At 68.7% G+C, this 26720-nt stretch carries 28 protein-coding genes; 4 read left to right on the forward strand and 24 right to left on the reverse strand.

What is annotated here, in order from left to right:
• Positions 1-16: 16 nt before the first annotated feature.
• The 10 genes from groL to O5O53_RS01110 all read right to left on the reverse strand — a co-directional run bounded on the left by groL (position 17) and on the right by O5O53_RS01110 (position 7470).
• The gene (gene groL / locus O5O53_RS01065) at positions 17-1624 is read right to left on the reverse strand and encodes a chaperonin GroEL (RefSeq protein ID WP_269508275.1); all 1608 of its coding nucleotides are present in this window, start codon (positions 1622-1624) and stop codon (positions 17-19) included.
• Between the two features lie 5 nt (positions 1625-1629).
• Positions 1630-1929, reverse strand: coding sequence for a co-chaperone GroES (gene groES, locus O5O53_RS01070; RefSeq protein WP_038609785.1), 300 nt, complete (start codon positions 1927-1929; stop codon positions 1630-1632).
• Positions 1930-2084: 155 nt separating this feature from the next.
• A complete protein-coding gene (locus O5O53_RS01075) occupies positions 2085-2546 on the reverse strand; it encodes a hypothetical protein (protein ID WP_269508282.1) in 462 nt (153 codons plus the stop codon).
• Between the two features lie 65 nt (positions 2547-2611).
• Entirely contained in the window at positions 2612-3661 is a 1050-nt protein-coding gene (gene tsaD, locus O5O53_RS01080; protein ID WP_269508284.1) for a tRNA (adenosine(37)-N6)-threonylcarbamoyltransferase complex transferase subunit TsaD, read from the reverse strand.
• Positions 3658-4134 (reverse strand): ribosomal protein S18-alanine N-acetyltransferase, encoded by a 477-nt coding sequence (gene rimI / locus O5O53_RS01085; protein WP_269508287.1) that lies wholly within the window; start codon positions 4132-4134, stop codon positions 3658-3660. Before rimI ends, tsaD begins: the two co-directional genes overlap by 4 nt.
• Complete coding sequence (tsaB, locus tag O5O53_RS01090) at positions 4131-4763, reverse strand: tRNA (adenosine(37)-N6)-threonylcarbamoyltransferase complex dimerization subunit type 1 TsaB (RefSeq protein WP_269508290.1); 633 nt, start codon at positions 4761-4763, stop codon at positions 4131-4133. The genes rimI and tsaB overlap by 4 nt, the downstream gene beginning before the upstream one ends.
• On the reverse strand, positions 4763-5266 hold the full coding sequence (locus O5O53_RS01095) for a hypothetical protein (RefSeq protein ID WP_269508293.1): 504 nt from the start codon (positions 5264-5266) through the stop codon (positions 4763-4765). Before O5O53_RS01095 ends, tsaB begins: the two co-directional genes overlap by 1 nt.
• 10 nt (positions 5267-5276) lie before the next feature.
• Positions 5277-5744: a tRNA (adenosine(37)-N6)-threonylcarbamoyltransferase complex ATPase subunit type 1 TsaE gene (gene tsaE, locus O5O53_RS01100; RefSeq protein WP_239307036.1), complete on the reverse strand. Its 468-nt coding sequence runs from the start codon at positions 5742-5744 to the stop codon at positions 5277-5279.
• A complete protein-coding gene (gene alr, locus O5O53_RS01105) occupies positions 5745-6812 on the reverse strand; it encodes an alanine racemase (protein ID WP_269508296.1) in 1068 nt (355 codons plus the stop codon). It abuts the gene before it with no gap.
• A gap of 7 nt (positions 6813-6819) precedes the next feature.
• A complete protein-coding gene (locus O5O53_RS01110; RefSeq protein WP_269508299.1) occupies positions 6820-7470 on the reverse strand; it encodes a sulfite exporter TauE/SafE family protein in 651 nt (216 codons plus the stop codon).
• Between the two features lie 69 nt (positions 7471-7539).
• Between O5O53_RS01110 and O5O53_RS01115 the strand changes: the two genes are divergently transcribed.
• Positions 7540-8394 carry a dienelactone hydrolase family protein gene (locus tag O5O53_RS01115; protein WP_269508302.1) on the forward strand — a complete coding sequence of 285 codons (855 nt, stop codon included), beginning with the start codon at positions 7540-7542 and terminating at the stop codon, positions 8392-8394.
• Between the two features lie 18 nt (positions 8395-8412).
• Here O5O53_RS01115 and O5O53_RS01120 read toward each other — a convergent pair whose 3' ends face one another.
• From O5O53_RS01120 to glmM, 4 genes are all read right to left on the reverse strand, one after another.
• Positions 8413-8682 carry a hypothetical protein gene (locus O5O53_RS01120; protein ID WP_181889840.1) on the reverse strand — a complete coding sequence of 90 codons (270 nt, stop codon included), beginning with the start codon at positions 8680-8682 and terminating at the stop codon, positions 8413-8415.
• A 2-nt stretch (positions 8683-8684) separates the two neighbouring features.
• Positions 8685-9785, reverse strand: coding sequence for a hypothetical protein (locus O5O53_RS01125; protein WP_269508305.1), 1101 nt, complete (start codon positions 9783-9785; stop codon positions 8685-8687).
• On the reverse strand, positions 9785-10111 hold the full coding sequence (locus O5O53_RS01130) for a hypothetical protein (protein WP_269508308.1): 327 nt from the start codon (positions 10109-10111) through the stop codon (positions 9785-9787). Before O5O53_RS01130 ends, O5O53_RS01125 begins: the two co-directional genes overlap by 1 nt.
• Positions 10112-10217: 106 nt before the next feature.
• Positions 10218-11561 (reverse strand): phosphoglucosamine mutase, encoded by a 1344-nt coding sequence (gene glmM / locus O5O53_RS01135; RefSeq protein ID WP_269508311.1) that lies wholly within the window; start codon positions 11559-11561, stop codon positions 10218-10220.
• Between the two features lie 154 nt (positions 11562-11715).
• Here glmM and O5O53_RS01140 point away from each other — a divergent pair, with 154 nt between their 5' ends.
• The gene (locus O5O53_RS01140) at positions 11716-12798 is read left to right on the forward strand and encodes an HNH endonuclease signature motif containing protein (protein WP_269508314.1); all 1083 of its coding nucleotides are present in this window, start codon (positions 11716-11718) and stop codon (positions 12796-12798) included.
• Positions 12799-12858: 60 nt separating this feature from the next.
• Here the strand turns inward: O5O53_RS01140 and rpsI are convergent, their stop codons facing one another.
• The 6 genes from rpsI to eccCb form a co-directional block, all read right to left on the reverse strand.
• A complete protein-coding gene (rpsI, locus tag O5O53_RS01145) occupies positions 12859-13407 on the reverse strand; it encodes a 30S ribosomal protein S9 (RefSeq protein ID WP_236883584.1) in 549 nt (182 codons plus the stop codon).
• The gene (gene rplM / locus O5O53_RS01150; RefSeq protein WP_034997310.1) at positions 13407-13850 is read right to left on the reverse strand and encodes a 50S ribosomal protein L13; all 444 of its coding nucleotides are present in this window, start codon (positions 13848-13850) and stop codon (positions 13407-13409) included. Before rplM ends, rpsI begins: the two co-directional genes overlap by 1 nt.
• Before the next feature lie 298 nt (positions 13851-14148).
• Positions 14149-14433 carry a WXG100 family type VII secretion target gene (locus tag O5O53_RS01155; protein WP_239307026.1) on the reverse strand — a complete coding sequence of 95 codons (285 nt, stop codon included), beginning with the start codon at positions 14431-14433 and terminating at the stop codon, positions 14149-14151.
• A 10-nt stretch (positions 14434-14443) separates the two neighbouring features.
• Positions 14444-14755, reverse strand: coding sequence for a WXG100 family type VII secretion target (locus tag O5O53_RS01160; protein WP_239217657.1), 312 nt, complete (start codon positions 14753-14755; stop codon positions 14444-14446).
• 103 nt (positions 14756-14858) lie between these two features.
• Positions 14859-15758, reverse strand: coding sequence for a type VII secretion-associated protein (locus O5O53_RS01165; protein WP_269508317.1), 900 nt, complete (start codon positions 15756-15758; stop codon positions 14859-14861).
• Positions 15755-19183, reverse strand: coding sequence for a type VII secretion protein EccCb (gene eccCb, locus O5O53_RS01170; protein ID WP_269508320.1), 3429 nt, complete (start codon positions 19181-19183; stop codon positions 15755-15757). The genes O5O53_RS01165 and eccCb overlap by 4 nt, the downstream gene beginning before the upstream one ends.
• Before the next feature lie 128 nt (positions 19184-19311).
• Between eccCb and eccD the strand changes: the two genes are divergently transcribed.
• Both eccD and O5O53_RS01180 read left to right on the forward strand, forming a co-directional pair.
• Entirely contained in the window at positions 19312-20631 is a 1320-nt protein-coding gene (gene eccD / locus O5O53_RS01175; RefSeq protein ID WP_269508322.1) for a type VII secretion integral membrane protein EccD, read from the forward strand.
• A 1-nt stretch (position 20632) separates the two neighbouring features.
• Complete coding sequence (locus O5O53_RS01180; RefSeq protein WP_269508325.1) at positions 20633-21709, forward strand: S8 family serine peptidase; 1077 nt, start codon at positions 20633-20635, stop codon at positions 21707-21709.
• On the opposite strand, the gene eccB is transcribed toward O5O53_RS01180, so the two are convergent.
• The 4 genes from eccB to rplQ all read right to left on the reverse strand — a co-directional run bounded on the left by eccB (position 21706) and on the right by rplQ (position 26686).
• Positions 21706-22920: a type VII secretion protein EccB gene (eccB, locus tag O5O53_RS01185; RefSeq protein ID WP_269508328.1), complete on the reverse strand. Its 1215-nt coding sequence runs from the start codon at positions 22918-22920 to the stop codon at positions 21706-21708. The genes O5O53_RS01180 and eccB overlap by 4 nt on opposite strands.
• A gap of 40 nt (positions 22921-22960) precedes the next feature.
• Positions 22961-25078 carry a DUF6541 family protein gene (locus tag O5O53_RS01190; RefSeq protein ID WP_269508330.1) on the reverse strand — a complete coding sequence of 706 codons (2118 nt, stop codon included), beginning with the start codon at positions 25076-25078 and terminating at the stop codon, positions 22961-22963.
• 33 nt (positions 25079-25111) lie between these two features.
• Positions 25112-25954 carry a tRNA pseudouridine(38-40) synthase TruA gene (truA, locus tag O5O53_RS01195; RefSeq protein WP_269508332.1) on the reverse strand — a complete coding sequence of 281 codons (843 nt, stop codon included), beginning with the start codon at positions 25952-25954 and terminating at the stop codon, positions 25112-25114.
• A 237-nt stretch (positions 25955-26191) separates the two neighbouring features.
• Entirely contained in the window at positions 26192-26686 is a 495-nt protein-coding gene (gene rplQ, locus O5O53_RS01200; protein ID WP_239306557.1) for a 50S ribosomal protein L17, read from the reverse strand.
• Positions 26687-26720 lie beyond the last annotated feature (34 nt).

Below are 26720 nucleotides of genomic sequence, written 5' to 3' on the forward strand. Positions count from 1 at the left end.
TTCGGTTGATGCGCGACTAGTGCGCGTGGCCCTCGTGCTCGTCTTCCTCAGCGGGCTTAGTCACCACAGACGCTTCCGTGGTGAGCACCATGCGCGCCACCGACGCGGCGTTGACCACCGCGCTGTGGGTGACCTTCACCGGGTCGATGATGCCCTGCTCGATGAGGTTGCCGTACTCGAGCGTGGCGGCGTTGAAGCCCTCGCCGTTTTGCATCTCGGCGACCTTGGACACCACAACGGCGCCGTCGAGGCCCGCGTTGTCGGCAATCCAAAACGCCGGCTTGGACAGGGCGCGGGCCACGGCCAGCACGCCGGTCTTCTGCTCGGCCTCGAAGCCCTCGGCGAAGGTCTCGAGCTGCTTGGCAATCTGCACCAACGCGGAGCCGCCGCCAGCGATGATGCCCTCGTCCGCCGCCGCGCGGGCGGCGTTGATGGCGTCCTCGACGCGCAGCTTGCGCTCGTTCTGCTCGGTCTCGGTGGCAGCGCCGACGCGCAGCACGGCCACACCGCCGGACAGCTTGGCCAGGCGCTCTTCCGCCTTCTCCTTGTCCCAGGTCGAGTCGGTGGACTCGATCTCGCGGCGGATCTGGTTGCGGCGGTCCTCCACTGCCTCAGCGGTGCCGGCGCCGTCGACGATGACGGTGTCGTCCTTCGTCACCGTCACGCGGCGGGCGGAACCGAGGTGGTCCAGGGTGGCGTCCTTGAGGTTGACGCCGACCTCCGGGTCGATCACGGTCGCGGCGGTGACCACCGCGAGGTCGTCCATAAACGCCTTGCGGCGCTCGCCGAAGTACGGCGACTTCACTGCGACAACCTTGAGGATCTTGCGGATGGAGTTGACCACCAGCGCCTGCAGCGCCTCGCCCTCGATGTCCTCTGCCACCACGAACAGCGGCACGGACTCGGAAGCGGCCTGCTCCAAAAGCGGCAGGAAGTCCGGCAGGGAGGAAATCTTGCCGCGCACCAGCAGCACGCGGGCGTTTTCCAGCACTGCCTGGCCGGCGTCCGGGTCCGTCATGAAGTACGGCGAGAGGAAGCCCTTGTCAAAGGAGATTCCCTCGGTGAGATCCACGTACGAGTCGATGGACTGGGACTCCTCGACGGTGAGCACGCCGTCCTTGCCCACCTTGTCCATGGCGCCGGCGACCATCTCGCCGACCTCCGGGTCACGCGAGGACACGGTGGCCACGTTCGCGATCTCGGCGGAGGACTGCACGTCGGTCGCGCGGGCCTTGAGCTCCTCGACGACCTTGTCTGCGGCGGCCTTGATGCCCTTGTTCAGCTCGATCGGGTTCGCGCCGGCCGCGACGTTGCGCAGGCCCTCGGCGACGAGCGCCTGAGCCAGAAGCGTTGCGGTGGTGGTGCCGTCGCCGGCAATGTCGTTCGTCTTGACTGCGACGGACTTCACCAGCTGCGCACCGAGGTTTTCAAACGGGTCCTCGAGGTCGATGTCGCGGGCGATGGTCACGCCGTCGTTGGTGACGGTCGGCCCACCCCAGGACTTGGACAGCACGACGTTGCGGCCGCGGGGGCCGAGGGTGACCTTCACCGCGTCGGCGAGCGTGTCCACGCCGCGCTGGATGCCCTCGCGGGCCTCCTGATCAAATGCGATGAGTTTTGCCATGGCGCTTACTTCTCGACGACGGCCAGCAGGTCACGGGCGGACAGCAGCAGGTACTCCTCGCCGCCGTACTTCAGCTCGGTGCCGCCGTACTTGGAGAAAACGACGGTGTCGCCCTCCTTGACGTCCACGGCGACACGGTTGCCGTTGTCGTCCAGGCGGCCCGGGCCGACAGCGATGACGACGGCTTCCTGCGGCTTCTCCGCGGCGGAATCCGGGATAACCAGGCCGGACGCGGTGGTGGTCTCAGCCTCGGCGATCTGGACGAGGACCTTGTCCTCCAGCGGCTTGATGTTGACGTTTGCCATGATCAGCAACCTTTCATTGGTGAATGATTCAACAGTTCAGGTCTGAAGAGGCGCAGCCGTCGTCGCGGGTGAACAACTGTGCTTCACACAACCTGCTTTGGCACTCTACCCCCGAGAGTGCCAGCCAACAACCACAGGCTGTGTGTTAGCGCGATTTAGGTGTTGAGCACCGCGTTTCGCCAAAGCTCGTACTCTTCGGCGTTGTCGGCGCGGTAATTCTCCACCGCGCGGATGGCCTGCAGCACCTTGCCGATGGTGCGCTCGTCCACGCTCTCCCCGTCGCGCGCCGTGAAAATCACCGGGCCGGAGATTGCGCGGGTGGGGTCGGTGAGGAACTCCGGGTTGTCCGTCTCCGCGGTGTTGCGCGCCAGCGACGCCACCGGGTTCGGCTCCTGGCCCAGCTGGGCCGCGTCCGGGCGGAAGATGGCGTGGAAGCGGTTGCCCTCCTGATCGAAGGCCACGTCGACAACGTCGTCGGTCACGCCGCCGAGGGTCTCGCGCACCGTGTCCTCGTCGAAGACGATGCGGCGGTAGGTCAGATCCGGGTTGACCAGGAACCCGAAGCGCTCACGGTCGGCCTGGCCCTGGTCGAACTGCTCGGTAGTTTCAGCGGACACGGGTAATCCTTTCGTCGAACAAGACATGCAGGCCCCAAGCGTATCCGCAGCCAGCACTTTCCGCTTTACGACGACACGAGCGGGACCTCGACCTCCAGCGACGTGTCCGTGCCCACGCCCAGCCCAGACGGCGCAGCGCCTTCGTGGATGAGCTGCGCGGCCAACGCCGCGATCATCACCCCGTTGTCCGTGCACAGGTTGAACCGCGGCACGCGCAGCTCAATACCGGCCGCGTCGCAGCGCTGCTGCGCAAGTTCGCGAAGCCTGCGGTTCGCGGCCACGCCGCCGCCGAGCAGCAGCGTGTTCGCGCCGGTGTCCTGGCAGGCCATGACGGCTTTCGCGGTGAGTACGTCGCAGACTGCCTCCTGGAAGGACGCGCAGACGTCCTCCAGCGAGATCACGCGGCCGTCGCGCTCGGCGGCCTCGACGTGGCGGGCCACCGCGGTTTTCAGGCCCGAGAAGGAGAAGTTGTAGCGGTGCTCGCCGCGCAGGTCCTCGGCGCGCGATAGCGCCCGCGGGAACTTCACTGCCTCCGGGTCGCCTTCGGCCGCGAGCCTGTCCACCACCGGGCCGCCGGGGTAGCCCAAGCCCAGCAGGCGGGCGACTTTGTCGTAGGCCTCGCCGGCGGCGTCGTCGAGCGTGGTGCCCAACTCCCGCATCGGCTTGCCCACGGCCTCAACCTCGAGCAGCTGCGTGTGCCCCCCGGAGACCAGCAGCGCGACCGCGTGCGGCAGCGACTCGCCGTCCAGGTTCGCTACCGCGACGTGCCCGCCTAGGTGGTTCACGCCGTAAAACGGCACGCCCCACGCCGCCGCGTATGCCTTGGCCGCGGACGCGCCGACCAGCAGCGCGCCGGCCAGGCCCGGGCCCACAGTGGCGGCGACCGCGTCCGGCTTGTCGATGCCCGCGTCCGCCAGCGCCTTCTCCATCACCTGCGGCATGGCCTCCAGGTGGGCGCGCGAGGCGATCTCGGGCACGACCCCGCCGAAGCGGGCGTGCTGCTCCATCGAGGAGGCGACGACGTCGGCGAGGATGTCCATCGTGCCGTCTTCACGCAGCTCGACAACGCCCACGCCGGTTTCGTCGCACGAGGACTCGATGCCCAACACAATCACTGGTCTCGCCTTTCGCTCTTCTTCGGCCGCGTCATGGTGTACGCGTCCATGCCGGAGGCCTGATAGTAGTTCTTGCGCACGCCCGCGGTGAAAAACCCGAAGCTTTCGTACAGCCGGATCGCGGGCGTGTTGTCCACACGCACCTCCAAGAAGCACGGCCCGCCCAAAAGGTCCACGGTGTGCATCATCTGGTCCATCAGCGCCCGGCCCAGGCCCTCGCCCTGCCGGGAGGGTTCGACGCCGATGGTGTGGATCTCAAACTCCGGGTCGTCTTTCGGCCCGAGCATGGCCAGGCCCGCAAAGCCGACCAGCTCATCGCCGTCGAAGGCACCCAGGTAGAAGGTGTGGCGCGCGGCGATCTCGGAACGGTACGCCGCCTCGGACCACGGGCTGTCGCCGGCGAAGAGCACCGCCTCGATGGCGGCGGCCGCCGGGGCGTCCGCGACGGTCAGCTCGCGGAAACTCAGGCTCATGGCAGCGCCGGCGACTTCGGTGCCTGCTTCGGCGGCACCGCATCTGGCCGGCGCAGATACAGCGGCACCAGCGGCTCCGGCGGCGCGTCCAGGTCGGCGACTGCGACGAGGCCGCCAGGTGTTGGGGGTTGGTAGGTCACCCTTTGGGCGTCGATAGGCAAAAGCTCCGCGAGCGACGACGGCACGCTGACCACGTCCACCGCGGGCGAAGAAAGGTCCGCCGGCCTGCACACGTCCGGGCCCGCCACCCGCTCGCCGCCGGAGTAGCGCGCCCAGTACACCTCGCGGCGGCGCGCGTCGGTGACCACCAGCGCCTCACCGCCAAGCGACGCGGCAACCGCGTCATGCGTGCACACCCCGTGCACCGGAATGGCAAGCGCCTGCCCCAGCGCCGACGCGGTGGACATGCCCACGCGCAGGCCGGTAAACGGCCCCGGGCCGCAGCCGACCACGACCGCGCCCAGGTCCGCGAACTCGACGCCCGCCTCCCCCAACAACCGGGTGATCTCCGGCATGAGCGTCTCGTTGTGCGCGCGGGTGGCAACGGCCGTCTCCGCGAGCACACGGTCCCCGTCCACGATGCCTGCGACCAGGTCAGTCGTGGCGGTGTCCAGGGCGAGAACGAGCATTACTGGCCCAACCCGAGGGTCCAGCGGCCCTGGTTCATGTGGAACGGCATCGCGGTGTTGAGCGGGAAGGACTCGGACTGCGGCACGGTGCAGATGTCCACCTTGTTCAGCTCCACCGGGTCCACCATGGGAGCCTCGCCCTCGCCGCCCGGGATGAGCAGGACGTAGCCGAGGTCGCCGCCGAGGTCCAGGTCGTCGGCGCTGATGCCGAAGGCCTCAAGCTTGGCGTCCACCAGCTCCTGCGGCTCGCCCGGGCACAGCGTGGTGTAGCCGAGGTAGCGCTCCGCGTCGTAGATGCGCGCCGGGTCCACCAGCTGCGCAGACACGGCGTCGCCGCCCGGGCGGGTCTGCTGCAGCGAGCGCGTCAGCGAGTTCGTGGGCGTCACCTGGGCGACCTCGGTGGAACGGGACTGCGGGATGAAGATGATCCCCGCCAAAATCACGAGCCACAGCACAGCTGCGAGCACGATCCAGCGGCGGGACTGGCTAGTGAGGTTGAGCATGCGTGTAAGCCTACATCCCGTCTTCGACGCGCCAGGAGATAATGCGGGCTTCTGTGTCGGCGTGCGTGCGCCGATCCAGCGTGACGTGCACGTGGCGCTGCGCGAGTTGCTCCACCAGGCCGCCGCCCCACTCGGCCACCACCACGGCATCTTCGAGGGCGCTGTCTAAGTCGAGGGCGTCGAGCTCGCCCAGCGGGTCGTCGCCGAGCCGGTAGGCGTCCACGTGCACGAGCGAGGGGCCATTGCCTATCGACGAGTGCTCCCGCGCAATCACGAACGTCGGGCTCGTCACCCGGCCCTTGACCCCCATGCCCCTCGCGATGCCCTGTGTGAAGGTGGTCTTGCCCGCGCCGAGCGGGCCGTCGAGCACCACGAGGTCGCCCGCCTCGAGCGTCTGCCCCAGCTCTTCGCCGAGCGTTTGCGTATCTTGGGCATCGTCGCACAACCGCTCGCCCTGCGCCGGAAACGTGGACTTCATCTACTTGCCCTCCCCGATGTAGCGGCGGGTGGTGCGCCCGCGCGGGGCGCAGACCACCTCGTAGTTGATGGTGCCGGCGCGCTTGGCCAGCGCGGTGGCGTCGCCGAAGATGACGGCCTCGTCGCCCGCGGCGACACCTGCGTCGTTGTCGCCGAGCCAGACCACAATCTGGTCCATGGACACCCGGCCCACCTGCTGGTAGCTCCGGCCCGCGATGTCGACCTCGACGGCGCCCTGCCAGGAGCGCTGCACCCCGTCCGCGTAGCCCGCGGGGATCACGGCCGTGAACCCGTCCGCCGGCGCTTCCCAGGTCCGGGCGTAGCTGGTGGCCTCGCCTTTGCGCATCGGTTTCACCGTCACCACCGGCGCCGACCAGGTCATCGCCGGTTTCAGTCCGTGGTCGAGGCCGTCGACCGGCTCCAGGCCGTACAGGCTCAAACCCGGCCGGACCATGTCGAAGTGCAGGTCCGGGCGGGTCCACGTCGCCGGCGAGTTCGCCGCGTGGTTGCGCGGCACCTCAAGGCCCACCTGGCGGGCCTGGGCGATCGCGCGGCGAAACGCGGCCGCTTGCTGGTCCGTGTACGGGTCGGACGGGTCGTCGGCGCAGCTGAAGTGCGTCATCAGCCCCGCAACCTCGAGCTTGCCTTCGCGCTGCGCGTCCAGGGCGAGCTCGAAGGCCTCCTGCCAGCGGACCTCGTCGATGCCGGAGCGGTGCATCCCCGTGTCCACTTTGAGGTAGACGGTGGGCGCCGTTGGTGCGTTGATAAGCGAATGCAAATGCGTGAACGACGGCACCCCCACGTCGACGCCAGCCGGCAGCTCCTCTTTCGGATCCCACAGCCAAGCCAGCACCGGTTTAGTGGTGAGCTCGCGCACCCGGCGCGCCTCCGCTAACGTGGCCACGCCGAACGCGTCCGCGCCATTCGCCTCCATCACCGGCACGCAGCGCTTAACGCCGTGATTGTAGGCGTCCGCCTTGACCACGCACATCATCTCCGCGGTCGTCTGCTCGCGCAGGCGGCGGGTGTTGTGCGCGATAGCGTCCAGATCGATCGTTGTTGTCAGCACGGGCCTATTACACCACGTGGGTCACACCCAAAACGATGAGCAGCACCGCCACCGACCACGTCGCAGCAGCCGTGACCTGGTCGGGGTGGGCGCGCGCCCAGTCGAAGCCGCGCGCGGCGGCGCTGTCCGGCTTCGCGCGCACCCAGCCGACGGCCAACGCCGCCAACGTGGGCAGCGACAGCGCCACCGTCGCGTACAGCGGGATCGCAGCGTAGCGCACCTGCGCGTCGACGCCGGCCGCCGACAGCAGTGCCAGCCCGCCGTAAAACGGCAACGAGGTCGCCGACTGGATCAAACCGAGCACCATGCCGGTTCCCACGGTGGCCGGGCCGGGGGTGTGCAGCGGGCGCATGATCTTCTGCACCAGCGCCTGGTTGTTGCCGCCGCGCACCGCAAGGACGGCGGTGAGGACGCCGGTGGCGAGGAGCAAAATGCCGAACACCGGGCCTTCGACGAAGCGCTGCACCACCGGGCCCAGGCCGTCGAAAATCACCAGCATGATCAGCGCCAAGCCAGCCACGCCGCACCAATCGCCCGCGATCAGCAGCGCGGTGGTCTTGGCGTAGTTGCTCCGTGCAGCAATGCCGACTGCGACGATGACGCCGATGAGGAGCAGATTCACCGAATCAATGAACGCCAGCTGCAAAGCACCGAGCATCCGACCTCCTGTGTGTGGGGTTTGTCGGACTCACCCTAGCGGAGACAGGTTTGCAGTAGGATTGCCCGCGTGTCTGCGAAGCTGAAGAAACTCTCCGACCTGTCCAAGCGCGGCCCGCACCGCGTCCTGGAAGGCGACCTGGGCTACACCGGCCTGCCCGGCAAGGTCTACACCCCCGCCGAAGGCAAGAACCTGCCCGGCGTGGCGTTCGGCCACGACTGGCTCAAGGACGTCGCCGCCTACGAGGACACCCTGCGCCACCTGGCCAGCTGGGGCATCGCCGTGGCCGCGCCGGACACCGAAACCGGCTTCAAGCCCGACCACGTCGGCCTCGCCGCCGACCTGGAGACCGCCATGCAGATCCTCGGCGGCGTGCGCCTGGGCAACGGCAACATCTCCATCTCCCCCGGCAAGCTCGGCATCGTCGGCCACGGCATGGGCGGCGGCGCCGCCGTGCTCGCCGCGGTGGACAACCCGAAGGCGAAGGCCGTGGCGGCGGTGTACCCGGCCAACGTGGCGCCGTCCGCAGTTGAGGCGGCGCGCAACCTGTTCGTCCCCGGCATGGTCGTCGGCCCCGGCGAAGACGGCGACTCGCTGTTCGACCCCGGCAACCCCGCCAAGCTGGCCTACAACTGGGCCGGCGAAGTGGTCTACCGCGCGCCGAAGAAGGGCGACCAGCAGTCCTTCTCCGAGGACAACCTAGTCAAGCGCATCCTCGGTGTGGGCAAGTCCGACCGCGGGCTGCAGGAAACCATCCGCGGCCTGCTCGTGGGCTACCTGCTGCACCAGCTCGACGAAGACAAGGCCTACGCCTCCTACTCCGAGCCGGAAGCCGAAGGCTCCGGCGTGGAGTCCCTGACCGGCGAGAAGCTGTCCAAGGCCGCCGGCCTGGCGCGCGACAACGCCCGCTTCTCCCTGTTCTAGCCACCTCCCCCGTCGTGCTTACACGACGGGGTTTTCGCCGTTCGGGCCTATCGCGCGCAGCACCGCCTGGATCTGCTGCTTTTGCGAAGCGTTACGACGACTCCGCGGCATGCTGTAATCCCCCCGCGGCACCGTCACCGGCTGCCGAGGCATCGTCTCCCGGGCCCGCGCGTGGTGCTTGGCGGTCATCTCCATCTTCTGCTGCGTTTCCTTCATCAACGCCTCAAAATCCGCCATGCGCTTCGCGGTGCGCTTTTGGTACTGCGCCACAAAAAGCTCGAAATCCATCGCTACCACTCCCCTGCCTTCTTCATTGCCCACGGATCAGCTTCCACCCCACCGGCTTCGGTGTCATTGCCGCCACCATCTCCCGCCTGCGCCGGCTGCGTTTCCAGATTCTCCAGCTTCTTCGGCGGCGGCGCCGGTTCCTCCACCTGCGACAGCTCCGGCGGCGGGGCGATCACCCCGTCATCCGCAGGTGCAGGCGGCGGTGGCGGCGGTTCCGGTTCCGGTTCGCACTCCGGTTCTGGTTCCGGTTCCGGTTCGCACTCCGGTTCTGGTTCTGGTTCCGGTTCCGGTTCGCACTCGGGTTGAGCCGCAGGCTCCGTCGGGCAGTCCTCCAGCGCCGTCTCCTCGATGCCGAGCGTCGCCTCCAGTTTCGCGTCCAACGTCAGATCCAACTTCAGATCCAGCCCCAAGCGGGCGCCTGAATCGGCAGATACGTCGGACGCGCTGGTGGCGGCGGCGGGGCGCGTCGTGACGTCGCAAGGCGAATGCCCCTTCTCTCCGAACTGCACCGGCGGGGCCGGCTGCTCTGCGGCCGCGGTGTCGACGCGGGTGGCCACCTCCCCCAGGCACTCCTTGATCACGCCGTTGCGGTCGCTGGCGGTCTCGCGCGCGCTGCGCAGCGCCTCGATGACCATCTCCACCGCCGGCTGGATCAGCTGCACAATCCCGCAGTTCAGCACGATGTCCAGCATGCGCCGCGCCGGCTCCAGCAGGGCGCGCACCGCCGACTCCGCGGTGTCCACGATCGCCTTGATCGCCTCCCCACACTGCCCGATCGACTCGCCTGCGGCTTTCGCGCGGTCGAAATGCTCGGTTTCGCGTGCTTCGTCGCAACGCTCGCGCTCGCGGATGCCCACCTCGTCGAACCAGTCGCTCTCGTCGCACGAACACGTCCGCGCCGGCGTGTCCGGCCGCTGCCCGCCCGCGGACAACTTCAGGCCCGCGGCGACAAACGCACTCAGATCTAGCCCGTCGGTCTGCGCGACCTGCTCCAGCAACTCACCGGCCAGGCCGTGGACCGCCGCGCGCTGCGCCGGCCCCACCTCCGGCGCGACATCGACCGCGCGCACCAGCGACTGGACGTCGTCTTTCACCGCAGCCATCATGCCTTATCCACCCCACCGGAAATCGATGCCAAATACTCGGAAGAGAGCTGGTCGGCGGCGACGGTGGCGTCGCTAAGCAAAAGCACCTGCCCCCAATTCTCCCCGCGCGCGGCAAGGAAGCGTTGCGACGTGGCATGCAACGCCTCCAGCGCATCCACGATGCGCCGCCCCTCCTGCGCAAAACCCGCGCCGAACGCTGACGCGGCAACCACCGGCCGCTCGGCGTCGAGCTCGCGCGCGGCGTCGCGGTACGCGTCGATAGCCTCTGTGTACTTCGTGCGCACCGCATCAATATCGATGTCGAGCGCCCCAACATGTGTCATATGCCCACCCCCGAAAGGCTCGCAGTAACTGTCTTACCTTTACTTAGACTCCCCCAAAGCCCCGGCGGTTCCCTGCCGGGGCAAAAAACTTTTACCGCGGTTAAACCTACACCGCGGCGACGACCGCCGCGAGGCGACCGGCAACCTTGCGCGCCTGCTCCTCCTCAGCAGCCTCCACCATGACGCGGAACAGCTCCTCGGTGCCCGACGGGCGCAGCAGCACGCGGCCGGAATCGCCCAGCTCAGCCTCCGCCTCGGCGATGGCGTCCTTGACGGACTGGTCCTCCAAAATCAGCGCCTTGTTGGACACCGGCACGTTGATCAGCGTCTGCGGCAGCACCGTCATGACCTCGGCCAGCTCGGCGAGCGACTTGCCGGTCTCCGCCATGCGCTCCATGAGCATGAGGCCGGACAGCACGCCGTCGCCAGTCGTGGCGTGAGCCGGCGCCACGATGTGGCCGGACTGCTCGCCGCCCAGCGAGAAATCGCCGTTGCCGAGCTCCTCGAGCACGTAGCGGTCACCCACCTTCGTCTCGCGCACCTCGATTCCCTCGCGCTGCATGGCCAGCTTCAGGCCCAGGTTGCTCATCACCGTGGCGACCAGCGTGTTGTCCTTCAGGCTGTTGGACTCCTTCATGCCGGTGGCGAGGATGGCCATGATCTGGTCGCCGTCGACGACGTTGCCCTGCGCGTCCACGGCCAGGCAGCGGTCGGCGTCGCCGTCGTGCGCCAGGCCCAGGTCCGCGCCGTGCTCGACCACGGCCGCCTGGATCTGGTCCATGTGGGTGGAGCCGGAGCCGTCGTTGATGTTGTAGGCGTTCGGCGTGTTGTGGATCGCGGTGACCTCGGCGCCGGCGGCGGCATAGGCCTTCGGGGCGACCTCGGAGGCGGCGCCGTTGGCGCAGTCCACCACGACCTTGATGCCGCTCAGCGGCTCGGTGACGGCCTCCTTGAGGTGGGCGAGGTAGCGCTCCTGCGCGTCCGGCGCCTCCTCGATCACGCGCCCAATGGCGGTGCCGGTCGGGCCCGTTTCCTCCAGCACGGCCATGGCGCGCTCGATCTCGTCCTCGATGTCGTCCGGCAGCTTCTTGCCGCCGGCGGCGAAGAACTTGATGCCGTTATCCGGCATCGGGTTGTGGGACGCGGAGATCATCACACCGATGTCGGCGCCGTAGTCGTCGGTGAGAAACGCCAGGCCCGGGGTGGGGATGACGCCGACGCGCAGCACGTCCACGCCTTTCGACGCCATACCGGCCGCCATCGCGGCAGCCAGCATCTCGCCGGAGACGCGCGGGTCCCGGCCGATCAGCGCGATCGGGCGGCGTTTCTCAGAGCCGCGGTCCTTGGTCAGCACGGTCGCAGCTGCGGCGCCGAGCTTGAGGGCAAGCGATGCGGTGAGGGCCTCGTTAGCCAGGCCGCGGACACCGTCAGTTCCGAACAATCGAGTCATGCGCACAATTATGCACTTGCCTATCGACGATCGCTCCGCCACCCCAACTTTCGCGCGATTTTACCTGCGGGTTTGGTAGTTATCCACAGGGGTGCTGACGCAAATTCCACAGGGCCGGGCGGGGCGGGGTTGCGCTTGTTTTAGTGTTCGTGGCATGAACCCGTTCGACGCATTCATTCAGGCGATGGCCGCAGCATCCATGGAGACACTGCGGCACTTCGACCTGCCCGTCGCGCTTTCGGCTGGCATGGCGCCGGATCGAGCACGCGCGTGGGACGCAATGCAAAAGGTGTACTACGGGCCCACCAAGTTCACCCGCAAGCAGGCCTTGGCGGCGCAGAAAGCCCGCGGGTTCTCCCTGGACGAGCTCGCACTGATCGAACGCCGCGTCGGAGGCGTGAAAGATCTCGGCGAGCGGTGGCGGCTGCGGCTGGCCTTGTTGGACGTCACCGGCGGGTACCGCGCGATCGAACGCGCCGCACGAGAGCTGGTGCCCCGCGACGATGACACCCCGAAGAAGAAACAGGTCGCGTTCTCCGCGCCGAAAAACGGGCGGGCGCGCATCACCATCGACACCACCGACCGCAAAGCCGCAGATTTGGAGCACCGCCTCAAGCAAGGCATCGACGCCACACTGCCGGCCGCACCCCAGATGGAGGAGGCGTTCTGGCGCATCGTCGAAGGCAAAACCGGCGGGGTCGTCGCCGCGGCACCACGCCCGATCGTGCTGGTGCCGATCACCGAACACGCCCGCATCATGGCGGGAGACGGCGACGACGTCATCCTCACCTTGACTGACGGCACCACCATGACCGGGGCGGAGTACATGCAGCAAGAGTTCGGCGAAGCCTTGGAGGTCGCCGCCTTCCACCCGGAGGAAGGGGCGGTGAACCTGTACGACACCGAGCGCTTCGCCAACCAGAAGCAGCGCGACATGGCCTGCATGGTCTCACCCGTGTGCGCGTTCCCCGGCTGCCGCCACGGGGCGTACGGTGCGGAGATCCACCATGTGGATGCGTGGAAGCACGGCGGCTACACCAACATGGACAACCTGGTGCCACTGTGTAAGTACCATAATCGGATCAACGACGACGACCCCTGGCGCAAATCCCGCGGACGCATCGCCATGATCAGAGGCGCACCCTGGTGGATCTCACCCCGCGGATACCACCTGAGAAACACAGACCGCGGAGCACTCGACCAACTCTTCGGCCCCCGACGCACACCCCTGCCCTAAACAACGCGAAACGCCGCCGCCCAACAAGGACGACGGCGAATCGGCGCGCGCAAAAAGCGATTAACGCTTGGAGTACTGCGGTGCGCGACGGGCCTTGTGCAGACCTGCCTTCTTGCGCTCCACGGCACGGGCGTCACGGGTGAGCAGGCCGGCCTTCTTCAGGGTCGGGCGCTCAGCCGGGTTGTAGATGTTCAGCGCACGGGCGATAGCCAGGCGCAGAGCACCGGACTGGCCGGTCGGGCCGCCACCGGAGATGTTGGCCTTGATGTCGAACTGGCCCTCGCGCTCGAGCAGGGTCAGCGGGGTGAGGATGTCCTGCTGGTGCAGCTTGTTCGGGAAGTAGTCCTCGAACTCGCGGCCGTTGACGGTGATCTTGCCCTCGCCCTCGACGACGGTCACGCGGGCGATGGCGCGCTTACGGCGGCCAACGGTCTGGATCGGACCCTCGTGCAGCGGAGCGACCTCGACGGTCTCCTCGGTTGCCTCAGCCTCGGGGGCGATGGCGTCGCCGATGGTGTAGTTGAACTCCTCGGTCGCGGCGGTTGCGGCGTCGACGTCGGTGCCCAGGTCCTCAGCGGCGGTGTTTTCGAAGTTGTTCGGCTCGGTCATTACTGTGCCACCTGCTTAAACTCGTAGGTTTCCGGCTGCTGGCCAGCGTACGGGTGCTCGGCACCGACGAAGACGTGCAGCTTCTTGATGGACTGACGGGAAAGCTTGTTGTGCGGCATCATGCCCTTGACAGCTTCCTCGATCACGCGATCCGGACGCTCGTCCAGCGCGCGGCCCAGGGTCATGGACTTCAGACCACCCGGGTAGCCGGAGTGGCGGTAACGCATCTCGCGCTCGCGCTTGTTGGAGGAGATGTGGATCTTGTCGGCGTTGATCACGATGACGTGGTCGCCGGTGTCGACGTTCGGTGCGTACTGCGGCTTGTGCTTACCGCGCAGGATGTCTGCGACGGTGGAAGCAAGCTTGCCCAGCACCACGTCGGTTGCGTCGATGACGTACCACTTACGGGTGATGTCACCGCTCTTCGGGTGGTAAGTAGACATGCATGACTCCTTAAAGTCTGTCTAGATGGCTGCCGGCCAAAAACTTCGTCTGCCCCTTTGTGCTTTACGGCGGCCGGTGGAGACCCGAAAAGCGCATCCGGCGGGACACACAGGGATAACACCCTACGGCACGCGCCCCCGAAAACAAAAAAAGCGCCGCCGCAGGTGATTCCCCCATCACCTGCGGCGGCACGTCCCCCGTATCCCCCGTGTGGTTGCGCCGCGGGCCGGTCCGAAGCCGAGCCCGTCCCCCGATGAAAACGGCCCCGTCACGGCCCGCGACGCAAGTCTTGTTGTTTTAGCCCCAGCTGTTTGCGGCTGCGTTGTTGACGGCGAGCATGGTGGTGTTGCCGTCTTCAACGGTGTTGGCGATTTGGTTGAGGATCTGGTTGAGATCCTCCGCCGCCTGGTCCCACTTGGCCTGGTGTGCCTGGTAGGCCGCGGCTGCGGTGCCTTCCCAGGTCTGGGCCATGGGCTGGAGCATCTGCTTGAGTTCGGCCAGGTCGCCGTTGATGCGGGAGGCGGAGGCGCGCATGTCCTCTGCGGCGCCGGCAATCTGCGCGAAATCGTACTTGATCTGCATTGTTTCCCCTTTACAGTGCGAGTCCGCCGGCGATCTGGCGGAGGCTGTCGGTGTTGGTGGCGTCGGTGGTTTCGTAGTTCTTGGCGTTGTCGCGGATGTTCACGGCGATCGCGCTCAGTGCCTCAGAAAGTCGCTTTTGAGCGTCGTCGTAGCGCAGCATGAGCTCGTCGAAGCTGCGCTGTGCGTTGCCCACCCAGTAGCCGCGGGTGGCTTCGGCGACTTGCTGGACGCGGTCGATTTCGCGGTTGACGTCGGCGTTGGTGTCGTCGGTGCGGTCTGCAGCGGCGCGCATGACCTCGGCTTCGGTTGCGAACTGCTCCATGGTTTCTTTCCCCCTCGTTGTGTGTTGGGACGGACAACCTCTGTGCTGTCCGTATATCTGACTGACGTTTGGCCCTTTCGGTTCCATCGGTCGCAAAACTTTTTTATGGCCCCACGTCAGCCCCCTTATATTCAGCGGTTTCCATGGCCATGCGGCAGGTGGCGCGTTGCACGACGGTGGGTTCGGCGCGCGTGTGGCAGCCCACGAACAGCTGCACCGTCCCGTTGGGCCAGGTTTTCCACAGCGATTGCGAGCCGTCCCCGGCGCGCTCGAGGTAGGTCACGGACACGCCGTCGGTGTCGACGAGTTCGACTTCCGGGTCGGCTTCGATATCAGCGAGCAGTTGTTCGGCCATGGTGCGCGCGGGCAGCTGGTAGAGGTGCTCGACGGCCATCTGCAGTCGGAAGTTTGGGTCGTCGCCTGTGGCGCGCCACATGCCGTCGTCGGCTTCGAGGGTGAAGCCTGCGGGAAGTTGGACGGTGAGGCCGTCGCGCTCAATGCTTATCGACGTCTGCTCCGCCCGCTCCTCATCCTGCACAGGAGACGGAGACTGCGCAGGAGCTTGCGGTTGCGGCTGCTCCGTTTCCTCCTGCGCAGGAGCCTGCGACTGCGCTCCCCCGCTGGTCAGCCCCCAGATCACGCCGGCGCAGGCCAGCGCGACCGCGGCGACGACGCCGACGATGATCCACGTGCCGGAGCGCGACTCCTGCTCGGGCGGCGGTGGCCGGTGGAAGGCTTCGGGCGCGTCGTCGGGCGGGGGCGCGGCGGGTTCGAGGGGTTCGGTGGTCAGGTCGATGTCGTAGTCGGCGAGCGCGTGGGTGAGTTCGCGCAGACGTTGCGGGTCGGCGGCGATGTGCACCGGCGCGCCGTGCGGCTCGGGGCCTAACACGCTGCGGACGGTGCCGGCGATTTCGCGGCTGGTGGGCGCGTCGAAGCGGTGGATGTTGGCCGCACCGGTGATCACGGTGGATGCGTCGGTGGCGGTGATGCGCAGCTCGGTCATTGTGCCTCCGGGAGTTGGACGGTGCCGCGCGCTTCCCCGATGATCCAGGTGGCGCGGCCGGGTTGTTGCGGGCTGGGTCGCACGCCGAAGATGGCGCCTTCGTCGCGGGTGCCGTCCATGAGCAGCACGTCGGGGTGCAGGTCTTTTACGGCGGTGAGGAACGGCCCGAACAACGCGCGCGAGACGCCGCCGAATTTGCGGGCCGCCACGACGTGCAGGCCGATGTCACGCGCGTGCGGCAAGAGTTCCGCGATTGGGCGTAAGGGTTCTTCGCCGACGAGTTCGTAGTCGTCGATGATCAGGTACAGCTCGGGCCCGGTCCACCAGGAACGCTCGCGCAGCTGCTCGGGTGTCACATCGGCCCCGGGCAGGCGCTCGGTGAGCGTGACGGCGAGCGATTTGGCGGCCTGCGTGATCGCGCTGGTGGAGGCAGCGTAGGCGGCGACCATCTCCTCGCTGGCCCGGCCCAGGTGCGCGCGCCTGGGGTCGAGCACCACCATGCGAGCGGCTTCGCGGCCCATGTGCTCCACCGCGGCGATGGTGCTGGCGATGAAGGTGGATTTACCGCAGCCTCCGGCGCCGATGACCAGGGCGTGCCCGGACGAGTACACGGGCTCGAGGGTGGGGCCGCCGATGCCGAGGGGGATCCTTTGGCCGTCGAGAAGCGAGTGCGTATCCACGCGCTCCGGCAGCACCCGCAGCCGCTCCACCGGCGCCTGGTCGGAGGTGGCGAGGTGGGCGATGTCCTCGCCGCTGGTGAAGGCGAGCTGGACGGTTTTGCCGTCCGGGGTCAGGCCGCGGCCGGGTGTGGCGGGCAGTTTTTCCTGGTGTTTGCGGTTGATCACGGAGTCCATCGGTTCGGTCAGCCGCAGCTCGAGGCGGGTGCCGATGAGGTCGCGCACGTTCGGGCGGATCGCGCTCCAGCGCTGGGTGGTCGCCACGAGGTGGATGCCGGCGTCGGGGCCTTCGGAGGCGATGCGGGCGAGCGGTTCGCGCAGGTCCTCGTCGAGGGCGTGCCAGCCGTCGACGACGAGCATCACGGGTCGCGGGTGGTCCAGGAACCCGGTGACCTCGTCGATGACGCGGCGGGTGCGCTCGGTGTCTTTCATGCTGGCCACGCCGGCGACGTGCGGCAGCGCCTCGAGCTCCGGCAGGTCGCCGATGATGTAGACGGCCAATCCTGCGCGCATTTGCGTGGCGACGATGCTGCGCACCGCCATCGTCTTGCCCGTCTGCGGCCCGCCCGCGATGGCGACGTGCCCGCCGGCAGCGTTCAGGTCCAGGTGGAAGGGTGTTTGGCGTTGCTTGTAGGGCTCGTCGATAAGCCCGAGCGCCCCGTCCGTGTGCGCCAGCTGCGCCAGCGGGATGCGATCTGGCAGCGGCGGCAGCCACACCTGGTGGGCGCGCATGCCGCGGGCGTCGGCAACGTCGCGGGCCTTGGCCACCACCGCGTCCAAAAGCGTGGTGGAGCGGTCCTCCTCGACGTAGGCGGTGGGCGCGAGCTCGATCTCGTCGCCGGTGAACAGCCGCACGTGCTGCTCGCCGGGGTGCTCCACCACGGTGCGGGTCAACGGGCCGGAGACGTACGCCGCCCGGAAGCGGGTCAGGTCCATGCCGGCTTTGAGGTAGCCGGAGCCGGGCTCGCCGGGCAGCTCGTAGGCGTCCGGCACGCCGAGGACTTGGCGGGACTCGCCGGCGGAAAACGTCTTGAGGCCGATGCGGTAGGACAGGTGCGAATCCAGCCCGCGCAGCTTGCCCTCCTCCAGCCGCTGCGAGGCAAGCAGCAGGTGCACGCCGAGTGAGCGGCCGAGCCTGCCCACCGCCACGAACAGGTCCGCGAAGTGCGGGTGCTGGGTGAGCAGCTCGGTGAACTCGTCGACCACGATCACCAGCGACGGCAACGTGTTGCCCGCCTTGGTGTAGTCCGTGATGTTGGCGAAATTGCCGGCGGCCCGCAGCAGTTCCTGGCGGCGGTGCATCTCGCCGGAAATTGCGTCGAACATGCGCTCCACCAGCACCGCCTCGTCCTCCAGGTTGGTGATCACCGCGGCGGTGTGCGGCAGCGACTCGCAGCCCAAAAACGTCGCGCCGCCTTTGAAGTCCACCAGCACGAAGTTCAGCTCGTCGGGCGAGTGCGTCGCTGCCAGCGCCACCACCAGGGTCCGCAAAAGCTCCGACTTGCCGGACCCGGTCGACCCGATGCACAGCCCGTGCGGGCCCATCCCGCCGAGCGCCGCCTCTTTCAAGTCCAGGTACACCGGCTGGCCGTCGGGCGTCGCGCCAATCGGCACGGTGAGCTTGTTGCGCACCCCGGGCCACATCGTGTGCGCGTCCAGCGCGTCGACGTCCGGCACGCCCAGCATGGACAGAAAATCCCCGCCGGCCTCCACCGCGCCGTCGGGGCGGCGGTAAAAGCCTAAGTGCCTTGCGACGAACTCCGCCTCCGCGTCCGTGAACCGATCCGGCACGCCAAGCTGCTCAATCCCCTGGGCCGTGGCGGCCTCGAGCACGTCGGTGCAGATCAGGTGGAACGCGTCCGGGTCGACGAAGAAGTCCGGGTCGTCGTGGATGGTCACCACCAGGTCGGCGTCGGTGGGGGCGGGCGAGGCGTGGCCGTCGATAAGCGCAATGCGAAACGCTCCCTCCGAGCGCGCGTGCGGAAGCCACTTCGCCCAAGCGAACGGCGCGTCGATGCGGACTTTTTCCGGGCCGTAGAAAAACGCCAGCTGGCACACGATGGAGCGCGCCACGTCGGCCGCCGTAGGACCTGCGAGCGTGATCGCGGGAAACGCGTCGAGCTGCACCATGATCGGCATGCCCGGCACGGTGCTCACCGCCGCGACGGTGCGGCGCAGGCTCACCGCGCACACCGGGTCCAAGTCCTCGGGGCTGCCCGGATCGTCCACGTCCACCGGGGTGCACAGCGCGCCCGCGCCGGTGCCCAGGCGCACCGTGGGGGCACCTGTGCGCTCCCAGACGCGCTCGACCGGCACCGCGGCCACCAGCTCGCCCGGCGCGGGGTGCAGTGCGGTGGCGTGCGTGCGCTGGGTCGCGGCGTTCGCGCGGGCCTTTTCCGCCAGCGCGTCGAGGTGGCGCAGGTAGACGCGCCGGGTCTCGTCGATGTCGCCCTGTTTCTCCTGCGGGTTGAACATACCCACCAGCCCGAAGAGCATCATCAACGGGAAGATCAGCATCATGGGGCTCACGGCGCGGCCGGAGGTGGCCATGAGCACCATCACCGCGCCGACTGCCACCACCATCACCACCGGCAGCAGGATCTTTATCACCGGCGGCGACTGCGGCTTTTGCGCCGCGGGCACGGGTTCAGCGCGCAAGTTTCCGGTCGGCGGCGGCGCGGCATCGATCGCCGCATCGTTGGTGCCGGTTGTTGGTGCGAGCACTTGGTCGTAGTCGAGGCCAAGCATCGTGGATTTCCCCCCTCGTGTTTTCTCACAGTTCCCCCGAACTGTGGACGCGCTGTGGATTGTAAGCCATACTGTTTCCCGTCGCGCGGCGAATGGGGGCCGCGCCTGATATTTCGGGGGTTTTGAAGTTGGTTGCAACGTCTGCGCACCACATTGTGCGCGTCACTGTCCGCATTTCGGTTGTCGCGTTCCACCGCGACATCGACGTCACTCTGCCGACATCGTCGACGCTTTCGGAGGTGCTGCCGGAGCTCGCCCGACTGGTGGAACTGCCTGAGGTGCACCGCCCGTGGCAAGCCACCACCGCGGGCGGGGCGGTGCTGGATATGCACACGCCGCTCTACGCGCTCAAGCTTCACGACGGCGCCACCGTCGCCCTCCGCCCCCAAGAGCCCACGCCCCCGCCGGTCGTGCGCGACGCGGCCGACGCCTTGGCCGGGGCGGCCGAGTCGGCGCGGCAAGTGCGCGGGCTGGACGCGGCGGCGACGTTCGCCGGTCTTGCGGCGGTGCTGCTTCTGGCGCGGGTGTTCGCCCCGTGGCCGGTCGCGCTGGGTGCGGTGGCGCTGTTGGCGCTGGCGGTGGCGTCGATAGGCAGGTCACGCGCGGCGTTCGCGGCCGTGCCGCTGCTGGCGGGGCTCGCCGCGGGCGCGTGGGTTGCGGGAGGTGGCGACGGCGACGTCGGTGCTGATGCTGCCTCGCTCGGCCTCGGAGCGTTGGCGGGCTTGCTCGCGGCGGCGGTGGCCGTCGGGATCGGCGTGGCGCTGGGTCTGGCCGGGGCGGGACAGGTGGCGTTTACCGCCGCGGTCTGCGTGCTCGGCGGCGCCGGGGCGGCCGGCGTGTGGCTGCCCGGCCCGCTCGCCCCACCGGCGCTGACGGTGCTCACCGGGGTACTCGGGGTGATGGCCACGCCCGGCACGGCCACGCGCGCGGCGGGGCTGACGGTGCCGCGGGTGCCCACCGCCGGCGAGGAGTTTGACCGCTCCGACGACTACCAGCACGACGTGGACGCCCGCAGCGCCGCCGCGTCCACCATCGCCTCCGCCATCTCGGCGGCGATCGCCGCGTGCTTCGTGCCGGCGCTTTTCTGGCTGGGCCGGGCCGGCGGGGCGTGGGTGTTCGTGTTCTGCCTGTGCGTGGCCGCGGCACTCGTGGTCTACGCCTCGCGCCAGCACTGGCCGGTGCCGCGGGCGTGCCTGACCGCGGTGGCGCTTTCCGCCGTGGTCGCCGCCGCGGCCGCCGCGGCAAAGACCGGGCACCCGGCGTGCATCGCCGTCGCCGCGCTCGCCGCCCTCGCTGCCGTGGCGACGGTCGCGTGGGCGCCGCGGGTGCCGGATGTGGAGCCGACCACCATCGTGTGGTTCGAGCGCGCCGAGATCGCCGCCACCATCGCCGTGATCCCGCTGGCGGTGCACTTAACCGGGCTGTTCGACATGATCCGGGGGCTCTAACATGCGCAAGTTCGTCGCCTCTGCCCTGCTCGCGCTCAGCCTCACGCCTGCGCCTGCCCAAGCCCAGGATGTGGCCTGCGCGGTGCCGGCGATCGTCGCAAAGCCTGCTGCCCCACCCGCAACCGAAGCGCTGCGGAAATTCGCCACCGGCGCCGGGGTGCGCGTGGCGGTGATCGACACCGGCGTCGCCCCGCACCCCGAGATCACCCACCTGCGCGCGGGCCGCGACTTCGTGGCCGCGGACGCGCTGCACGACTGCGACAACCACGGCACCGCCGTCGCCGGGATCATCGCCGGGCGCACCCTCGGCATCGCCCCGGACGCGGAAATCATCTCGGTGCGGCAGACCTCGGCGCACTACCGCGACGTCGACGCCGGCAACCTGCAAACGCTCACCAACGCGATCCACAACGCCCTCGACGAAGGCGCGAGCGTGCTCAACATCTCCGTCGTGTCCTGCCTGGAGCCCGGGTTCGCCTCGCGCATCGACACCTCCGGCATCGCCGCCGCCCTCCACCGCGCGGAGGCGCAAGGCGCGGTAGTCGTCGCCGCCGCGGGCAACGCCGGGCCGGACTGCGAACCCGGCTTCGAGGTCTTTCCCGCCCGCTTCCCCACCGTGCTGGCGGTCGCCGCGCGCGCCGACAACCACGCCATCGCCGACTACTCCCTGCCCGCCGGGTTGTCCGCGCCGGGGCATGTGCCGGCCGCCCTCGCCCCGGGCGGGTGGGCGGAAGGCACGCTGGTCAAAGACGGCGTGCACCCGTACGCGGGCACGAGCTTCGCCACCCCGGTGGTCAGCGGCACGGTGGCGCTGTTGCAGTCGCGCTACCCCGGCATCGCCCCGGAGCATGTGCGCTCGCTTCTCGACGCCTCCGCCCAACCCGGCGGCGGCGCCATCGACCCGCTGGCAGCGCTGACCCAACTGACGCCGCACGAGCTGGCGGACCGCCCGACCGCCCAAGTGAGACCCGTGGACCCGCGGCCCAACCCGGCCGTGGGCAGGCTCGGCGCGCTCGCCGGCGCGGCGCTCGCGCTGGCCGCGCTGGTGGTCGCGCTGCGCGCCGCGCGGCGAGGCTAGTACGTCGCCGTCATCGCCGCGTCGCGCGAAAGCTCCGCGCCCTCCGGCAAAAGCGCGACGATCTCCCACGGCACGTCCTCCACGTGCGCCGCACCCACGGTCGCCAGCGTCTCGGCGTCGGGGGCGCGGTGGCGCAGCCCGTTGGCGGAAACGACGTGGAACCCGTGGCCCGAGTCCACCCCGACGGAGCCGCCGTCCAACCCCGCGAAGTGCGTGGCCACGGACGTGCCGGACAGCTCGATGCCCTCCGGCACCTCGTCTACGGTGGCCCCGCCGCGGTTTTGATCCACGCACGCCAGGTGCGGCTCGAACCACCGCGGCCGCTGCCCCGGCAGGCGCAGTTCCTCCTCCGCGTCCGGGTACGACGCCAGGCTTTCACGACTCGCGACGGCGGCCTTTGCTCCGGCGTCCAAAAGCATGGTGCGCTGGGTGCCGGTGATCGGCTGGATGCGCCCGTCGGCGAGCGCCCAGGCTTGGTCGTCCGCGTCGATGATCTGCGGCAGCGGATCCGGCAACGCCGCCGGCGGCAGCTCCCGCAACGCGGAGATGACCTGCGTCGGCGGTGTCCACCGGGCCGTGTCCGGAGTAATCCCCAGCGCCCGGCGGATCACGCGGCCCTGCGGGGTGTGCGCCTCCGGCAGCAGGCGCCGCCCCTCAGCAGTAACCACCCACTCGCGGGTGGTGTCGGCGGCGAGGACGGCGGCGTCGATAGGCAACGGCTCCGGAGCCTTGCCCGCAACCACCGTAATCGCGTCCGCGCCGCACACCGACCAGCTAGCCGATGGCGCGTCCTCGGGCGCGAACATACCCGGTGCGGCGACGATGCCCACCGGCACACCGCGCGGCAACTCGGCGAGCTTCTCGTCGCCGATGCGTGCCGGATCAGCCGCCTGCCCCGCAATCAGGCGCGCCGACGCCAAGTTCGTCACCGGGTGCGCCGCCTCCCCCACGCGCACATACAGCGTGCCGTCCGCGGCGCGCACAATCGGCGCATCCCCCGGGTCCGCGTTCGGCCGCATCCACGCGAACAGCCCCATCACACCCGCAATCATCGCCACCGCCGCGGTGCCGAAAATGGTCGCGCGGCGCCTCGAGGCCAACGGATCGTGGATCATGCGGATATCCCCAAAGACCAGGCCGTGCTCCATACGACGGCGCATGAACTTGTGCCCCGACACCTGGGCACGCGTGGTTGGCAGAAGCTTCGCCATGACAATTCCCCTCCCCCGAGAAAAACACCTGGCGAAAAGCTTACTGCCTCGCGCCCACCTCCGCGAGCGCAAACAGCTCGTCCGAGCCGTGCTCCTTACCGTCTGCGATCATCTCCTCCAGCTCCGCCTCGCTGAACTGGCTGTTCACCGCGAAGATCGCCGTTTTCCCCTTGCGGTAGACGGGTGTCACACCCTCGGAGACCCAGAAGTCGCGCAGCATCTCGTACGGCGGGTACTGGTAGTTCCAGAACGCGCCGGGGCTGAGCAGGAAGAACTTCACGTTGAGGTTCTCCACGGTCTCGTCGACGAGGTTGTGTTCGCCCTCGCCGATGAAGTCGGCGTTCCAGTACATGATGTCGCCGTTGGTGCCGCGTCCGCCGTTGGGCCACAGGTAGTGGCGGTTCAGGGTGGGCACGCCGTTGTAGGCGTACATCCAGGAGTAGCCGTCGGCGGGGTCGCCCGCGGTCAGGCCCTCCCAGGCGGCGGGTTGGGTGGCCAGCCAGTCGAAGGCTTCGAGGTCCTCGGCGTCGACCATGCGGTCGGCGACGCGGGCGGCGGCGTAGGTTTTTTCGGCGCCGTGGTCGGTGTGCTCGCGGATCATCGGGACCGCGGCGGAGGCGACGATGCAGGCGACGACGATGCTCGCTACTGCAGAGGCTCGCTCGCCTTTCGCGTACCGCTTAGCGACGGGCGCTGCCGTGACCACGCGAATCCCCGCCGCCACGGCAATAGCGGCCGAGGCTGTGACAGCCATGACCACCGGCATGATCAGGCGGTGGCCGGTGCTGTAGTGCAGGTTGCCTACGTAGTCGAGCAGGTTGCCCAGCGGGTTGCCGAACGGCGCCAGGGCGTTGGCGGTAATGGCCAAAGACACCGCGTAGAAGAGCACCGGCCAGATCTGGCGGCGCCACAGCAGGCACACCACCGCGCCGGCGGCGGCGAGCCAGAGCAGCACGGTGGGGTCGTACGCCGGGAAGAACTGCAGCACGTGGCGCGTTTCCATCCGCAGCGCGGTGCCCCACGCGCCGCCGACGCCCAATGTTTCCTCGGGGCGCCAGGAGGCCACCTCGCCCGCCTGGGCGGAGCCGGCGAGCACCTGGGGAACGAACATGGCAACGCCGGCGACGGCGGGCATGGCGATCCACAGCGTGTCCGCCAGTCGCGTGCGTTCCGGGGAGATCAGGGTGGAGGTCAGCCAGTAGAACCCGACGGCGAGCACGACGATGGTGACTGCGGACGGGTGCACGCACAGCACCGCCACGAACGCGAGTGCGGCGGGCAGGGCGCTGGCGCGCCGGCGCGGCACGGTGATAAGCAGCCAGGTCACGGTGCCGGTGAGCGCCACGGCGAAGAGGTAGGGCCACATGCCCACGTAATCTGGGATCCAGAACAGCTGCGGGGCGGCATAGCCCATGATCGCGGCGAGCGCGGCGGCGATCTGCGCGGTGACACCCGTGGAGCGTAAGAACGCGAACACCAGGCACGCCAGCGTCGCCGGCAGCGCCAGCGCCGGCAGCACGGCGGAGGCGATGTTCAGCGCCGGGATCGGGTCCAGGCCCGCCGTTTCGCCGAACAGGGCGATGCCTGCGTGGTAGGCGGACGGGTAGAACAGCTTCAGCTGGGTTTCCACGTTTTGCAGCTCGCCCATGCGGGTGGCGGAGGCGATGCCCTCGTCCATGATGAAGCGCACCAGGTTGGCGTGCCACTGCACGTCCCACCCCTGGACGATGTTGTAGACGCCGTTGGGCATCCGTTCCAGCCAGTGCAGCCTCTCCGAGGCCGCCATGAACGCGCCCACGCCGACGCCTACGGCGGGCAGCGCCCAGTACGGGTCGGCGATACTTCCCTTGCGCACGTCGCCGGGAAACAGCGCCCGGCGCCAGCTCACGGCCCCGCCGCGGCGCGCGCGGCGCACGAACATGTACCGCCACGCTGCGGCCGCCATGAGTGCCACGACCATGCTCACGCCGAACGTCCACAGGTTGTAGGGCGCGCTGGTCAGCCCCCAGAACCAGGAGGTCACGCCGAACAGGCCGAAGGTCACCGGCAGCGCGGCCGCGCCTGCCGCCGGGGCTTTCATGCCGGCGACCCAGGAGAACACGAATCCGGGGAGGGTGAAGAACACCACGGCAAACCACGCGGCAGCGACTGTTGTCATGGCACCTCCCGGTTCTGATGTAACCCAAGCATGCTACATCTCGCGCATAGCTCTCGTCGCTTCGGCTCGCGCCGCCAAGTCGCTATCTGTCGGGTAGTCCACCCCCACCAGTGTGAGGCCGCGGGCGGGGGCGAGGGGGACGTCGGGCGCGCGGGCGTCGAGAAGCAAAAGCTCCTCCGGCCACTCGGGCGCGCGGCGGCCTTCGCCGACGGTGAGGCAGGTGGCCACGAGCGCGCGGACCATGTTCCAACAGAACGCGTCGGCGGTGATGCGCGCCTCGAAAAGCTGCGGTTCGACTTCGCGCCAGGTGAAGGAGTGCACGTCGCGGATGGTGGTGGCGTGCTCCTTCGGGCGGCAAAACGCCGCGAAGTTGTTCAGGCCCACCAGCGCGTCGGCGCAGGCCTGCACCGCGTCGAGGTCCACGGGTTTCGGCCACACGGCGGTGTCCCGCGCGCGGGTGGGTACCGCACCCGCGGGGTGGGTGGTCACCCGGTAGCAGTAGGTGCGGGTCAGGGCGGAAAAGCGCGCGTCGAAGCCCGCGGGGGCTTGAGTGACGTCGAACACGCGGACGTCCTCAGGGAGCAATTTTGCTAATCGACGCACCAGCCGCCCCGGATCCCCCTCAATCGAGCGCTGGTTGAGCGAGTCTTTAGGAATGTCGGCGTGCGCGACCTGGCCGGAGGCGTGCACGCCCGCGTCGGTGCGCCCGGCGACGGTCAGCGCCACGTCGGTGCGCAGCACGAGCGACAGCGCGTCCTCGATGGTCTGCTGGACGGTGCGCAGGTCCCCTTTTTGGCGGGCCCAGCCGTGGAAGTCGGTGCCGTCGTAGGCGATGTCCAGGCGCAGGCGCAGCGTGTCGTCCAGCGTGTCGTCCATGGTGAGGCATTCTATCGCCGGTGGTGCGCGGCAGCGAGCAGGCCGTTCGGGTCGAATTCCCCGATAGCCGGGTCATGGCAACCGGCGCCACGCACAGCGCTGAGGTCTGGTTACACCAGCGGGCAGGCGGGAGCAACGCAGGGCGCCTACAGCGCGGGCAGCACGCGCCAGACGACAAAGCGCCCGTCCACGCTGCAGTGCAGGTGGGCGGGCGCTTGTGCGGGGCGTAGCTGTGGGCTACTTCTCCTCTGCGGTCTCCTCAGCCGGAACCTCGGTGGACTCTGCGGCCTCAGCCGGAGCCTCCTCAGCCTTGGCCTCCTCGGCCTGGCGGGAAGCGGCGGCGCGTGCTGCGCGGGTTGCCTCGGAAGACACGGTCTCCTCGAGGACCAGAGAGATCTGGGTCATCGCAGCGTTGTCGCCGGCGCGGTTCTCCAGCTTGATGGAGCGGGTGTAGCCGCCATCGCGGTTGGCGAACTTCGGTGCGAGCTCGTTGAACAGGTAGGTCACAACCTCCTTGTTCGGCAGCTCGGCGAGCACGGCGCGGCGGTCAGCCACGGTGCCCTTCTTCGCCTTGGTGATCAGCTTCTCGGCGTACGGACGCAGCATACGTGCCTTCGCGTCCGTCGTCTTGATTGCGCCGTGCTCGAACAGGGCCAGGGCCAGGTTGGACAGAATGTGCTTCTGGTGGCCGGCCGAGCCTCCGAGACGGGCGCCCTTCTTCGGGGTAGGCATTTTCGTACTCCTCGTGTGCGGTTAATTGAGCGCG

It is taken from the genome of Corynebacterium faecium, from assembly GCF_027257105.1.
GTDB classification, from domain to species: Bacteria; Actinomycetota; Actinomycetes; order Mycobacteriales; family Mycobacteriaceae; genus Corynebacterium; species Corynebacterium lehmanniae.